This window comes from Parabacteroides sp. AM58-2XD (assembly GCF_003463685.1).
Classification (GTDB): Bacteria; Bacteroidota; Bacteroidia; order Bacteroidales; family Tannerellaceae; genus Parabacteroides; species Parabacteroides segnis.
In genome coordinates this window covers 1-14,092 of sequence record NZ_QSDP01000135.1, presented here as the reverse complement: position 1 = coordinate 14,092, position 14,092 = coordinate 1, and the positions used below count along the sequence as shown (strand labels likewise).

At 43.8% G+C, this 14,092-nt stretch carries 9 protein-coding genes, 1 tRNA gene and 4 pseudogenes; 7 read left to right on the top strand and 7 right to left on the bottom strand.

The window, feature by feature from the left end:
• Positions 1-210 precede the first annotated feature (210 nt).
• Positions 211-1,384: pseudogene (locus DXA15_RS22540) on the top strand (6-bladed beta-propeller).
• A pseudogene (locus DXA15_RS22535) lies at positions 1,381-1,999 on the top strand (CatB-related O-acetyltransferase). The pseudogenes DXA15_RS22540 and DXA15_RS22535 overlap by 4 nt, the downstream one beginning before the upstream one ends.
• Before the next feature lie 15 nt (positions 2,000-2,014).
• Here DXA15_RS22535 and DXA15_RS22530 read toward each other — a convergent pair.
• Positions 2,015-2,233 (bottom strand): hypothetical protein, encoded by a 219-nt coding sequence (locus DXA15_RS22530; protein ID WP_010803027.1) that lies wholly within the window; start codon positions 2,231-2,233, stop codon positions 2,015-2,017.
• Positions 2,234-2,394: 161 nt separating this feature from the next.
• Here DXA15_RS22530 and DXA15_RS27755 point away from each other — a divergent pair, with 161 nt between their 5' ends.
• Positions 2,395-2,526 carry a hypothetical protein gene (locus DXA15_RS27755; RefSeq protein WP_255420003.1) on the top strand — a complete coding sequence of 44 codons (132 nt, stop codon included), beginning with the start codon at positions 2,395-2,397 and terminating at the stop codon, positions 2,524-2,526.
• Between the two features lie 444 nt (positions 2,527-2,970).
• Here DXA15_RS27755 and DXA15_RS22520 read toward each other — a convergent pair.
• Both DXA15_RS22520 and DXA15_RS22515 read right to left on the bottom strand, forming a co-directional pair.
• Positions 2,971-3,318, bottom strand: a pseudogene (locus DXA15_RS22520) (transposase); the annotation flags it as partial.
• A gap of 294 nt (positions 3,319-3,612) precedes the next feature.
• Positions 3,613-3,684 (bottom strand) — tRNA-Lys (locus tag DXA15_RS22515).
• Positions 3,685-4,022: 338 nt separating this feature from the next.
• On the opposite strand from DXA15_RS22515, the gene ettA reads away from it, so the two are divergent.
• The 3 genes and pseudogenes from ettA (at position 4,023) to DXA15_RS22500 (ending at position 7,975) form a co-directional block, all read left to right on the top strand.
• Positions 4,023-5,711 (top strand): energy-dependent translational throttle protein EttA, encoded by a 1,689-nt coding sequence (gene ettA / locus DXA15_RS22510; protein ID WP_128135512.1) that lies wholly within the window; start codon positions 4,023-4,025, stop codon positions 5,709-5,711.
• A gap of 34 nt (positions 5,712-5,745) precedes the next feature.
• Positions 5,746-6,399: a DUF1080 domain-containing protein gene (locus DXA15_RS22505; RefSeq protein ID WP_044214392.1), complete on the top strand. Its 654-nt coding sequence runs from the start codon at positions 5,746-5,748 to the stop codon at positions 6,397-6,399.
• 137 nt (positions 6,400-6,536) lie between these two features.
• Positions 6,537-7,975: pseudogene (locus tag DXA15_RS22500) on the top strand (mechanosensitive ion channel family protein).
• Positions 7,976-8,091: 116 nt separating this feature from the next.
• On the opposite strand, the gene dnaB reads toward DXA15_RS22500, so the two are convergent.
• Positions 8,092-9,621 (bottom strand): replicative DNA helicase, encoded by a 1,530-nt coding sequence (gene dnaB / locus DXA15_RS22495; RefSeq protein ID WP_128135511.1) that lies wholly within the window; start codon positions 9,619-9,621, stop codon positions 8,092-8,094.
• A gap of 195 nt (positions 9,622-9,816) precedes the next feature.
• Between dnaB and DXA15_RS22490 the strand changes: the two genes are divergently transcribed.
• Positions 9,817-10,743, top strand: a complete 927-nt coding sequence (locus DXA15_RS22490) for a magnesium transporter CorA family protein (RefSeq protein WP_128135510.1) — start codon at positions 9,817-9,819, stop codon at positions 10,741-10,743.
• Between the two features lie 100 nt (positions 10,744-10,843).
• Here DXA15_RS22490 and DXA15_RS22485 read toward each other — a convergent pair whose 3' ends face one another.
• From DXA15_RS22485 to DXA15_RS22475, 3 genes are read right to left on the bottom strand one after another with little or no spacing between them, the layout of a single operon-like run.
• The gene (locus DXA15_RS22485; RefSeq protein ID WP_128135509.1) at positions 10,844-12,412 is read right to left on the bottom strand and encodes an Mfa1 family fimbria major subunit; all 1,569 of its coding nucleotides are present in this window, start codon (positions 12,410-12,412) and stop codon (positions 10,844-10,846) included.
• A 38-nt stretch (positions 12,413-12,450) separates the two neighbouring features.
• Positions 12,451-13,461 (bottom strand): DUF3868 domain-containing protein, encoded by a 1,011-nt coding sequence (locus DXA15_RS22480; protein WP_128135508.1) that lies wholly within the window; start codon positions 13,459-13,461, stop codon positions 12,451-12,453.
• A gap of 13 nt (positions 13,462-13,474) precedes the next feature.
• On the bottom strand, positions 13,475-13,999 hold the full coding sequence (locus tag DXA15_RS22475; RefSeq protein WP_255420004.1) for a DUF3575 domain-containing protein: 525 nt from the start codon (positions 13,997-13,999) through the stop codon (positions 13,475-13,477).
• Positions 14,000-14,092: the final 93 nt, after the last annotated feature.

Below are 14,092 nucleotides of genomic sequence, written 5' to 3'. Positions count from 1 at the left end.
TGTAAAATAAATTTAGAGGTAGGTCTATTTTCATTTAGAGGTAGGTCTAAATCGATTTACACCTACCTCTAAATAAAAAAACATTAGTATTTTCATTCTTTTTATCCTAAACAAAAAAGAATCGTTATAGAGAGTTATCTTGATTTTTATTCGGTTCGCATACAATGCAACGATTATTTTATGTATGTTTGTCACATAAAGATCGTTGCAATGAAACAAACGAATACAATTCTAGCAATCATTCTGTTGGTGGTATTGGCAGGGTGTGGAGAAAACAAACAGTCAACCGATGATTTAATCACCGTCGACGTATCGAAAAGCTATCCTAAAAAGGAACTGATTCTTCAGGATTTTATGGATGTGGAATACATTGCGCTTGAAACCACCGACGAGTTTCTTACACAAGGTCTGGTAAAAGATGTAGGAAAAAAATGCTTACTGGTGACAAACAGGAATAACGACGGGGATATTTTTATTTTTGACAGAAAAACAGGCAAAGGAGTAAGAAAGATAAACCGGCAAGGGCCAGGAGCGGAAGAATATACAAGGATTAACGAGATTATTCTCGATGAAAGCAATGGCGAAATATTCGTAAAGTCGCCGGGCAATAAAATCCTGGTGTACGACCTTTACGGAAAATTCAAACGGTGTCTGAACCTGGACTGGGAAGTTTCATCTGTTTTTGATTACGACAAAAATAATTTAATTTGCTATGATATGTCAGATTATCATAATAAAGGAAAGGACAGAAGCAAAGCATACCATGTTATTCTATCCAAACAGGATGGAAGCATCACACGGGAGATTTTTATCCCTTTTAAAACGATTAACTCACCGATAGTGACCGATGGGAGTAACTTTGTGGCAAGTTATTCTTACCAAATACGCCTGAGCCACGGTCAATGGACACTCATGGACGCATCAGCCGACACATTGTATAACTACGCACCGGATGGAACATTAACCCCCTTTATCGTAAGAACTCCCTCTGCGCATAACATGCAGCCCGAAGTTTTTCTTTATATGGGTATTCATACCGACCGTTATTATTTTATGGAAACCGTTAAAAATGTATTCAATTTTGAAAAGGGTAACGGATTCTATACGGATGAACTGGTGTACGACAAGGAAGAAAAAAGCCTGTATCAAGTTGCCGTATACAATAATGACTATGCAGAAAAAAGAACCGTGGCTATGATTGCGAAATCAATTAATTGCGAAATCAATTAATCGCGAAATCGAAAACGTCACCAGTCTAAATGCCTCCCCTCTCGTTGAGATTTACAAGAAAGACCAACTGAAAGAGGGAAAATTGAAAGAAATAACCTCGAGGTTGGATGAAGAAGATAATCCGGTAATTATGCTTGTAAAACAAAAGAAATGAAAACATATCCACGTACAAACGACTTTCAGACTATCTACCTGAACACAGTCATTACAAACCCCAATATCCTTGTCGGCGACTATACGATATACAACGATTTTGTCAACGATCCGACCCAGTTCGAGAAGAACAACGTTTTATATCATTATCCGATCAATAAAGACCGACTGATAATCGGCAAGTTTTGTTCCATCGCCTGTGGAGCGAAATTCCTTTTCAACAGTGCCAACCATACATTAGATTCCCTGTCTAATTATACATTTCCCCTATCTTCGAAGAGTGGGACCTGGATAAAAAGACGTCGCCTCTGCCTGGGACAACAAAGGCGACATCGTCGTCGGCAACGATGTATGGATAGGTTATGAGGCTGTAATCATGGCAGGCGTACATATCGGAGACGGGGCTGTCATAGCAGCACGGGCAGTCGTCACCAAAGACGTCCCTCCTTATACCATCGTAGGCGGAACGCCGGCCAGGGAAATACGCAAACGCTTCGACGAAGAAACAATCGCCCGGTTGCTGGAATTACAATGGTGGGACTGGCCCACCGAAAAGATACGCCGTTCTTTACCTTATATCATGGGGAAAAACCTCGACTCGTTGTCCGACCTATAGTTTTTGCGACAGATGCTATTCCAGCTCCTTCGCATAAATATGGATAGTCTGTAATGCGTTTAGGATGGTAGCCGGAATCATTTCCCGGCATTCTATCCTCAATACCTTCTCCCAATTCTCCAAGTCCACATGCCATTTGTCGATTTGGGGGAATTGGACGAAAAGCGTTTCGATACGCTTTATATCTTGTTTATTTCTTACGGATGTCCGGAAAATCAAAATATACTTTTTCATACACATTAATAATAAATTGGTATGCAAAAGTAGGCTCTATTGCAACCCGGAAAAGACTTATTCGACGAATCACGTCATTTCAGATGACGAAACAAGGAAAATAAACTACAAACAAGCCGGAGAAAATAATCAATCTGTTAAAACTAAAATGGAATAATTATATGAGAATCTGTATTGCACAAATTGAACCTATAAAAGGTGATATTCAAAAGAATCTGGGTAAACACCTGAAGTTCATAACGGCAGCATTGGCAAAACGACCGGACCTGATTATGAAATATGTATCAGTATGATCATTTTCCAACCCAACCAGGAAAGAATCACCTATTCAAAACAATATTTATATCCTACTGAAAAAAGGATATTCACACCAGGTACTACCTCATGTGTGATTCCTTTTGGCAAAACAGACATTATTGCTCCCGCCATCTGCTACAAGTTATCCAATAGCGAACACGCGGATTATGCACATAGATACTCAGACCAAGTCTATCGACATGCAACGAGGAGAAATGTTAAAAATGCAACCTTGAGGAAAAATAATAATATTTCCATGCGGTTATTAAAAAATAAATTGTACATTTGCTGGTGAAAAACGTAAATTTTTTCATAGTTAAGGTTTTGGTTAATAAGAGATGGCCCGCTTGTGAAAGCAGACCATCTCGTTTTTTTATACCTACCCATTATTTCCTCGGATCATACCAAAATCCTGAGGGAAAAGATTATACATAAATATTAGCTAGTCTAAATAAAAAGAAACGATCAATCACCTGCTTGGCGGCAGGAAAACAGATACGCGCTATTTGAGCCATATTGGGTCCATATCCAGAGTAATTTCCCGAACTTGAAAACGACAACGGCGCGAGAGTTTGAGAAGGGCCTTTGAGACTTTCTCTGCTGACGTCCCTTTGATCATGGCTATTATTGTTCCCTTCTTCCCTTTTGCCTCCTTGTTGATTAGGATGGTATAGAGTTCACCGGTAGAGAGGGGTTTCATCCAGGCCAACATAGGGTCCTATATTTTTCTCGAATAGAATCCAATCCTGAGCATGAGCAAGTTGCTCCCATTTTCTAAAATCACTCAGATGGTTCTTGTATTATGATTCAAGTTGCTTGGCCTCCATTCCATAATGATCGGCCAACGAACTAATGCTTATTGCACGAGAGTCGATCCAATGCTTTTAAAAAAGACGCAAACTCAACCGATATTTGCGTGCCTTCTGCCACTAACTTCCAATTGCGACTGACATTTAAAAAAGCGAAGATAAGAATATTTTAATCTTTTCCCTCAGGATTTCGGTATGATCCAGTATTTCTGCCAGTAGGCAAATAAAAAACCGCCATAAACACCTAGTTTACAGCGGTTTATTTTATAAAAGTGATCCGCCTGGGTTCGAACCCAGGACCCCATCCTTAAAAGGGATGTGCTCTACCTGCTGAGCTAGCGAATCATCCGGTGCGTTACTTCTGTAATGCGGGTGCAAAGATAGAAGGTTGTTTTTTATTATGCAAATATTCCAATGACTTTTTTGAATTTTTTTTCATCTAACAAACGAAACACATTGGCTCACTGTACATAACCGGAACTAGATCTTTTCAGGTGTCACCTCCACATATTCGCCATTGACTAATACTGTTACTGGCCATCGTGTATCACTACTCATTTAAAAAGGTGCAAAAAAGGCTGAAAGGGTATATGAAGAATACAATACCACCATAGATTTTAGAATCTGAAGATATTTATGTAAGTTTGTCCTGGAAAAAAATTACAAAATACATTCTTAAAAATATGGCAGACGACAAGAAAATTATTTTCTCGATGGTAGGCGTGAGCAAGACTTTCCCGCCGCAGAAACAAGTACTGAAAAATATTTATCTGTCTTTCTTTTATGGAGCCAAGATCGGTATCATCGGTCTGAACGGTTCCGGTAAATCTACGTTGCTGAAGATTATAGCCGGCATTGAAAAGGAATATCAGGGAGAAGTGGTCTTCTCACCCGGATATTCGGTAGGTTATCTGGAACAGGACCCGAAACTGGAACCAGGCAAAACCGTAAAGGAGATCGTACAGGAAGGAGTACAGGAAATCGTTGATACATTAAAAGAATACGAAGAGGTAAACGAAAAGTTCGGTGATCCTGAAGTGCTGGAAGACCCGGACAAGATGGATGCGCAGATCGCCCGTCAGGCCGAATTGCAGGATAAGATCGACGCAACCGACGCCTGGAACCTCGACAGCCGCCTGGAGCGTGCAATGGATGCCCTGCGTTGCCCGCCTGAAGACCAGATCGTGGATACGCTGTCCGGAGGTGAGCGCCGTCGTGTAGCTCTTTGCCGTCTGTTGCTTCAACAGCCGGACGTGTTGCTGCTCGATGAGCCGACCAACCACCTGGATGCCGAGTCTATTGACTGGCTGGAACAACATTTGCAGCAGTATGCCGGAACAGTGATCTGCATCACACACGACCGTTACTTCCTCGATCACGTGGCCGGTTGGATTCTTGAACTCGACCGTGGCGAAGGTATTCCCTGGAAAGGCAATTACTCTTCCTGGCTGGATCAGAAGACTAAGAAAATGGCTCAGGAAGAAAAGCAGGCCAGCAAACGCCGCAAGACGTTGGAACGCGAGCTGGAATGGATCAACATGGCTCCGAAAGCTCGCCAAGCTAAAGGTAAAGCTCGTCTGAACTCCTACGAAGCCTTGCTGAATGAAGACCAGAAAGAACGCGAAGCCAAGCTGGAAATCTTTATCCCGAACGGTCCCCGTCTGGGTAACAAGGTGATCGAAGCGCAACATGTAGCCAAGGCATTCGGTGAAAAACTATTGTTCGACGACCTGAACTTCATGCTTCCTCCGAACGGTATCGTGGGTGTGATCGGTCCGAACGGTGCCGGTAAAACAACACTATTCAAGATGATCATGGGCATGGAAAGCATCGACAAAGGTACATTCGAAGTGGGTGAAACCGTAAAAGTAGGTTATGCCGACCAGACACATAAAGACATCGACCCGAATAAAACAGTCTACCAGGTTGTTTCCGGCGGACAGGAATTTATCCGCGTAGGAGGAAAAGAAATCAACTCGCGTGCTTACCTGTCACGTTTCAACTTTGCAGGAGCCGACCAGGAAAAACTTTGCGGCGTCTTGTCAGGTGGAGAACGTAACCGCCTGCACCTTGCCATCACACTGAAAGCCGAAGCCAATGTGCTGTTGCTCGACGAACCGACCAACGACATCGACGTGAACACGCTGCGTGCCCTGGAAGAAGGTCTGGAGAACTTCGCCGGATGCGCCGTTGTCGTTTCGCACGACCGCTGGTTCCTTGACCGTATCTGTACACATATCCTGTCGTTCGAAGGCGATTCGAATGTGGTCTTCTATGAAGGTACTTATTCCGAATACGAAGAATACAAACGCAAGCAGGGTGGCGACACTGAACCGAAGCGTGTACGTTATCGCAAACTTATTGTTGACTAATTACTATTTTATTATTCATAATTCATTTAGAACCATGAAAAAAAGAATGCTCTGCATGGCGGCCATAGCCGCAGCATTTTTGTGCTTCGGAAGCGACGCAAATGCACAGAAGACAACCAAGTTGTTCAACGGAAAAGACCTGTCAAACTGGAACTTTGTCGTTGACAAAAATTCCGTTCCGCCCGAACAGGTTTATTCCGTAAGCGACGGTGTGATCAAGATCAAAGGCCAGCCTTTCGGTTATATGTACACGAAAGAAAAGTACGATAACTACAAGCTGCACGTGGAATGGCGCTGGCCGAACGGTGACCAGAATGCGAACAGCGGTATTTTCCTGCTGATCGCCGATCCGAAGAATCCGTTCCCGAACGGAATAGAATGTAACCTGATGCTGGGTAATGCGGGTGACTTTGTCCTTCTGGGCGGCTCCGACCTGATGCAATACCAGGGCAAGCCAGGTGAACCCCGTCCTGGTTTCCCAGTGGTGAAAAAGAACGCTCCGAGCAGCGAAAAGCCTGCCGGCGAATGGAACGAGGCCAACATCTATGTGAAAGACGGAAAGATCAACGTCTATATCAACGGCGTTTATCAGAACACCGGATGGAACAAGCAGAAAGACGGTTATATCGGCTTGCAGAGCGAAGGTAAGGAAGTGGAGTTCCGCAATGTGACGATCACTCCCTGGTAAAATTATAATAAATCAGATTATCTGATAACACGGAGGCGGCTACCTGGAGGATTCTAATCTCCGGCAGCCGCCTTTTATAATTTTTTTTCACTTAACCTATCCCGTTTCTTTTTGTTGTATGTAAATCAACAATAAAAATGAACGTCAAAATGAAACGGCACAAAACTTTATACATTTTCCTGCTCTTATTATTCCTGCACACAACGGCAAACGCCCAACTGCAAAAAGTAATCAAGGATATTTTCTCGGCCGATACGACCCTGACACATACCGACTCGTCCGCCATACAAAAGACAGACGCCGCCTTCAAACTGAAAGCCGGACAGATCCAGAAACTGGATTCGTTGCACCAGGAAACGGTTGACAAACTAAAGGACAGCAAACTTCATGAAAATTGGTGGGAAACGGGAAAACACGCCCTCTATTTCATGCTGGTGCTGCTGGGACAATACCTGCTGTTCCGCCTTTCTTCCTGGCTCTACCAAAAAGCAAAAGCACGTATCCAACAACTGAAAGATACCAGGTAAAACCAATCTCCATCCAGAACTACGAGATACTGGATACGCAAAAGCAGGTCAAACTACTGGTCTTTATGGCAAGCATCGTACGCTACCTGCTGCTTTTCATCCTGCTGGTGCTGACGATCCCGATCCTCTTTTCGATCTTCCCGCAGACTAAAGAGCTCGCCTACAAAATCGCTTATTACATCTGGAATCCGGTAAAAAGCATCCTGGTAGGTATTCTGGATTATATCCCCAACCTGTTTACGATCATCGTGATCTGCCTGGCTATAAAATATATTATCCGTGGAATCCGTTACCTGGCAACGGAAATAGATGCGGGAAGGCTGAAGATTAACGGCTTTTATGCGGATTGGGCGATGCCGACCTATCATATCGTCCGATTCCTGCTGTATGCGTTTATGATCGCTATGATTTATCCTTATTTGCCGGGTGCCAATTCGGGCGTGTTCCAGGGAGTATCGGTCTTTGTCGGGCTGATCGTTTCATTGGGGTCGAGCACGGTGATCGGGAATATTATTGCCGGATTCGTTATCACTTATATGCGTGCTTTCAAACAGGGTGACCGGATTAAACTGAACGATACGGTGGGTAATGTAATCGAAAAGACAGCGTTCGTCACCCGCCTCCGCACGATAAAGAACGAGATTGTAACGATACCGAACTCATTCATTATGTCTTCACAGACGGTCAATTACAGTTCGTCGGCCAGAAGTTACGGGCTTATCATCCATTCCGAAGTGACGATCGGCTATGACACGCCATGGCGTCAGGTACACCAGCTTCTGATCGAGGCAGCCAAGGCAACGCCCGGAGTGATGCCCGAACCGGCTCCTTTCGTCCTCGAAACGTCCCTGAGCGACTTCTACCCCGTTTATCAGATCAACGCTTATATCCAGGAAGCGGACAAGATGACAAGCATCTATTCAGACCTGCATCAGAACATCCAGGACTATTTCGATAAGGCCGGTGTCGAGATCCTGTCGCCCCACTATACGGCGTTCAGGAACGGAAATGCCTCAACGATCCCCAAGGAAAAACCGGCAGCCGATTAAGCCGGCAATCCTTCTAATTGTTGTTCTTTCCATTCCACAAAGCCCGTGCCAAACATGCGGCCTGTCCCCTTCGCAAATCCGGGAACAGGCCGCACATAATCTTATATCCGACTAATTTAGAACGGGACCTCGTTACTACTGCCCTGGTTCAGGAAATCTGCACCGGCAGGCGGTATCGGTGGTAACGGATCGTCACTGTTCATATTCGATGAAAACTCACGGACAGCCACATCTTCATCAATATTCATGAACTTCGCATAATCGCCCTTGAATCGCAAACGCACATCCCCCGTCGCACCGTTACGATGCTTGGCTATGATGATCTCCGCCAAACCGACCAGCGAGTTACCGCGTTCATCTTCCGTAATCTTATAATATTCGGGACGGTGGATAAAGCAAACCATATCCGCATCCTGCTCGATCGCTCCGGATTCACGAAGGTCGGCCAGCTGCGGACGCTTTCCTTCGGCTCCCTGACGGCTTTCCACACCACGGTTCAACTGCGAAAGTGCGATAATCGGGATATTCAGTTCCTTCGCCAACCCTTTCAATGAACGGGAGATGGTACTTACCTCCTGCTCACGGCTACCGAAACTCATACCACTCGCATTCATCAACTGAAGGTAGTCGATGATAATACATCTTACCCCATGTTCACGTACCAGACGGCGCGCCTTTGTACGCAACTCGAACACCGAAAGACTCGGCGTATCATCCACATAAATCGGAGCATCATACAACTCTTTAATCTTGAAGTCAAGCTGCTCCCACTCATAGCTTTCCAGGCGTCCGCTTTTAATCTTCTCACCCGGTATCTCACATACATTCACGATCAGACGGTTTACCAACTGAACGTTACTCATTTCAAGCGAGAACAAAGCAACCGGCACATTATGGTTCACCGCCATATTCTTCGCCATCGAAAGTACAAACGCCGTCTTACCCATCGCAGGACGGGCAGCGATAATGATCAAGTCGGAATTTTGCCACCCCGAAGTGATCTTATCCAACGCATCGAAACCGGTACGCGTACCGCTCAAACCTTCTTTCTGGTTTGCCGCTTTCTGCAACATATCCATCGCATCCTTGATAACCGGATTGATCTGGGTCACGTCTTTCTTTACATTCCGTTGCGAAATCTCAAACAATTTACCTTCGGCCTCCTGCATCAGGTCTTCCACATCGATCGTCTCATCAAATGCTTTCCCCTGTATCATGGCCGTAAAAGAGATCAACTCCCTTGCCAGATATTTCTGGGCGATAATACGGGCATGATATTCGATATGCGCACTACTGGCAACTTTACTGGTGAGCTGCGAAATATAAAACGGTCCGCCCACCTGATCCAATTCGCCGCGTTTCCTCAACTGTTCCGTCACGGTCAGCATATCGACCGGACGCTGGCTGGCTGCCAAATCCACAATAGCTGCATAGATCATCTCGTGCGACTTTTCATAGAAGCACTCCGGCTTCAATATCTCACTAATGATCGAATAAGCATCCTTTTCAAGCATCAAGGCACCTAAAACGGCCTCTTCCAACTCGCGTGCCTGTGGCTGTAGACGCCCCATATCGGACACGACCACAGGTTTTTGCTTTCCCCTTCCGGAGTTTCCTCTCCCGGTATTTTTAGTTCCTTCTGCCATTCTCTTTTGTAATTTTCGGACACCAAAAATACGATTTTTATTTGGTATTCATTCCTTTTTTTTACCTTTGCAGCCGTAAAAAGTAATTAACTAATTATGGACGACAGTATTCCGCGAGAAACATTAACAAGTAAAAATTAGCGGACGGGGGTTTCTTATTACCTCTGTTCGTGTTAACAACGAAAGGAGGCAATAATGAAAACATTTCTTTATTGTGAAGCCGGTTTTGTGGAGAAAGACCAGTGGCTTCCTAACAGCTGGGTAAATGTAGAATGCCCTACACCCGAAGACATCCAATACCTTCTAAATCAATTTCACGTACCCGAATCATTCCTGAGCGATATCGCCGATACCGACGAACGTCCGCGTATCGAATATGAAGGAAACTGGCTGCTGACTATCCTGCGTATCCCGGTACAAAGCAAGGAAAGCGGTATTCCCTTCACCACCGTTCCGATCGGTATCATCACCAACAATGAGATTATTATCTCGGTATGTTATCACAAAACCGAGTTATTGCCTGATTTCATCCGTTATAGCCGGCGTAAAGAACTTGTCGTACGTCATAAATACGACCTGATCCTGCGCCTGATCCACTCATCGGCCGTCTGGTTTCTGAAATATCTGAAACAGATTAACAACGAAGTGGCACGTGCCGAAAAAGCCCTGGAAAAGAGTATCCGTAACGAAGATCTCCTGCGGTTGATGAAACTAGAGAAAAGTATGGTTTACTTCAACACTTCTATCCGTGGAAACGAGGTGATGCTCTCGAAGCTGCAAAGCATTTTCCAGGAACCTATGTATATGGATGCGGAACTGCTGGAAGATGTCGAAACAGAGTTAAAACAGGCACACCTCACGGTGAACATTTACAGCGATATCCTTACCGGAACGATGGATGCTTTCGCCTCCATCATCTCCAACAACGTGAATACCATCATGAAGCGCATGACCTCCATCTCTATTATCCTGATGGTACCAACGCTGATTGCCAGCTTCTACGGAATGAATGTGGTCAATTACGTGGAAGACATGCCACATGGCTTTGTCATCCTCGTACTTTTCTCCATCACTTTATCGGCATTGGCTTTCTTTATTTTCAGAAAAATAAAGTGGTTCTGATCTTTACATAAAAAATCATACAAAAAAAGTCCCGGATATCCGGGACTTTTTGGCTTGTTTTAACGGGAAACAAATAGTTCTCCCGAAAAACGATATATACTTATTTAAGGGTTGCGCCTCCGTCCCCACCCTGATTTCGGACGATCCAGGGTAAAACATTAAAATCCATTTTCAGATAAGCTTCGTATTCATCAGGTTTTTCCGGATCGATCTCCGGTGTTCCAGAACCAAGTCCGGAGATGTTCGTCACCAGCAAACGGTAAATATTATTTCGTACTATCGCAAACTCCATAACTCCCATTTCATTTTCCTTGTTATTATCCAGATGCCTGATCCAATAATTATAATAGCAATAGTAATTGTTACCTTCCGGATCTTTCCGGTAACGTTTCACAAAGAACTTAGCCAACTCTTCATCAGTCGAATCTTCCGTAATGCCATCCAGTTTAAGTCCGGCATCTTTCATCGCTTTGATACTGCTATAAAATTTATAGTTCGCATAATAAATAGCATCAGGTCTTGCACTAGTTGCTTCTTTACCTTCTCCCCAAAGCGTACCGGGAACAAAACTTGCCTTAAACCGTACTCCGGTCGAATAAGCATTCAACTGTGCCGTTTTAAACATGCAATTCTCCAGACAATAAAAACCGTGGAACGCATCAACCGGAACCGACTGCCAGCTTTCAGCCACAGAGGTCAATGGATAAGCATAATAACCATCCGGATTATCAAACCCTTTCGCCCCATCTACCGTTTTCGAAAAGAAATAAGGGTCAATCACATAACCGTTATTCGCATTTATCTCTCCAAAATTTCCATTAGCAATAGTATAGGAAGAAGGAGCATTATTGGCTGTCAGCACCGCCGTGTGACGAAACGTATAGAACCACCGGCTCAAATTGATATACTGGAATCCGGTCAGACTGATGGAAACATACTCTTTTCCATTTCCGTCAACCAGGCTGTAATCCTCTTTCGACTGCCCGACCAGGACTTTAGCCATCACACGTTCCAGATTGATAGTCACGATATCCGGTTCCTCCGACGGCAAAATCTCACGAACTGTCACTTTCAGATTTGAATCGGTCGTACCATCATACAAACCGCTGTTATCGGCACGGTTTGTCATCTGCAATGTGCCGTCTTCGGTCAAGACTCCAAAACCATCCTTATAAGTAGACCTATCCACCAGGTTTATAAACTCATTTTCCGTACTGAAAGACCCCGTAACATCTCCATTGGCAATCGTAAAGATATCATACGTACCCGGGTCTATCAACACTCGGTTGGCCGTATATTTCACTACATGCTCGTTTTGATTTCCGGATGAGCTATTTTCCGGTAATTGCGGACCGGCCGTACGCGTTATATTTTCCAGCCGAATCTTTTTATATAAAGCCTTCGTATCCGAATTAAACAGATAGACATTAAGCGACTTCACATTATATTCGTTCGCATTTCCGGTTTCATAAATACCCGAAGTTTCGGCATCCCCAGCTTTAGTTGAAGAATTGTTGGGCACAACGAAAGCAAAACGGACATTTCCTTCTCCTCCATCCACAAAACCGGAATTATTTTCCGGCAAAACATCTGCATCATTAATGCATCCGGCCAGCCCCAAAGCCAGGCATAACAGCCATACCGATTTCACAAAAAGTTTGTTTTTCATACGATAAAAGTATTTAGTAAATAATATTCCAGACTAACTCAATGACGTTTATTATTCTCAAAAAATAATGTCAGATTCATGCCGGCTTCTTCCGAGCCTTCCGCTTTTGCAGACTTCAGCAAACGGATACCCTCATACAAATTTCCGGTCATTAACTCATACACACCCTTACAGTTTTTATAGGCCAACGTTTCATGGGGCGCCATTTGCAGATACTGTCCGGCTGCCTGCCAGTTTCCCTGTTCGATGGCTGCCGCTGCCGCATTCTGGTTGGCTACCGGATGAGCCGGATAAATCCTGACGCTTGTTTCGATTATCTTATAAAACTGTTCCGGTTCATTTTTATAGCTTAATGCAACCATATACAGCTCACGCAAAGAAAGCATCTGAGGGTTCATTTCAGCCACTACACGGGCTTCCTCCAGATTAAAATTCAGCTCTTTCTGATTACGTATATCCGTTGCATCGCTCTCAGGAGAAATATAAGATGCCTTTAATCCTGACAGGCCGGACACTGTCGACGGAGAAACGGCCCCCTCCACAACAAGCGGTTTCCCGCTATCCGGAGACAAACCGGATTTCATCAAACGGACCTCTTCCCTAACAATCTCCCCGGAATGAGTCAACCGGTTCATTTTCAAAAACAACTCAGGTTTACGCATCCAGTTCTCCGCAATAACAGAAGTAGTATAGACTATTTCACAAGGTTCTTTTTCCGACAGTTCCTTTACAAGAAAAAAGTCCTCGCCTTTAATTCCTTTTCTCTTATTTAAAACCCGGTTCCGTTCATAAGTACGATGTCTTTTTTTACCATTTAATAAAACAGGAGGCAACTCTTTTTCCTGCCTGTTTTCTTTAATAACCGGAATAAGCGTCAGGGCTTCGTCTGATGCAAAATCATGCGCATTGACCATGTATTTTATCGACACCATTAGCGAATCCCCTTCCACAAAACAGGATTGCGATTTTATCTCCACATCGATATCTTTTGCAGATAAAGAATTGCTAATAAAGAATAAGCCCAATAACACGAGCAAATTGATTTTCATATTTATCGTTTTTTTATTGTATAAAGTAGACTAAAGAGAGACCTATCTGAGTCGGACCGACATAATTAGTATGCGCCTTTTCTATCAGAGATGCCCCCTCCTTCCGCCCGTACTTATCATAACTCAAATAAGCATATCCAAACGCAATGCTGGCCTCCAGATTCCACAACGGACTTATCATCCATTGATATCCGTAGGAAATCCCGCCACCAACCAGATTTCCTTGAAAACGATAATCGGATAGTATCCCTCCGACATTAAAACGAGCATAATGAGCCTGTATACCAACAAAACTTCCCTGAAAAACATCGCCAAACCATTTCCTGAGTTCCGGTTGTATAAGAAGATGCTTCATCTTTCTGTTATCAGCAAAAGTCCACGGATTATAACTTATAATCGAACTAATAGAATAGGTATCATTACATTTTATCTCCCCACCGATATTCAAAGATGACGTCAAATCATAGAGAACATTACTTTTCACTGCTATATTCTGACAATTCATTTTTTGCAAGACACTAATAATCAAAACAATAATAAAAGATACTTAGGCTTATAAAACAACAAAATACCTTTTATTGCAATAATTCATAATGCTATAAAAATCAACTTTATAATTTCTTTTTTCTTG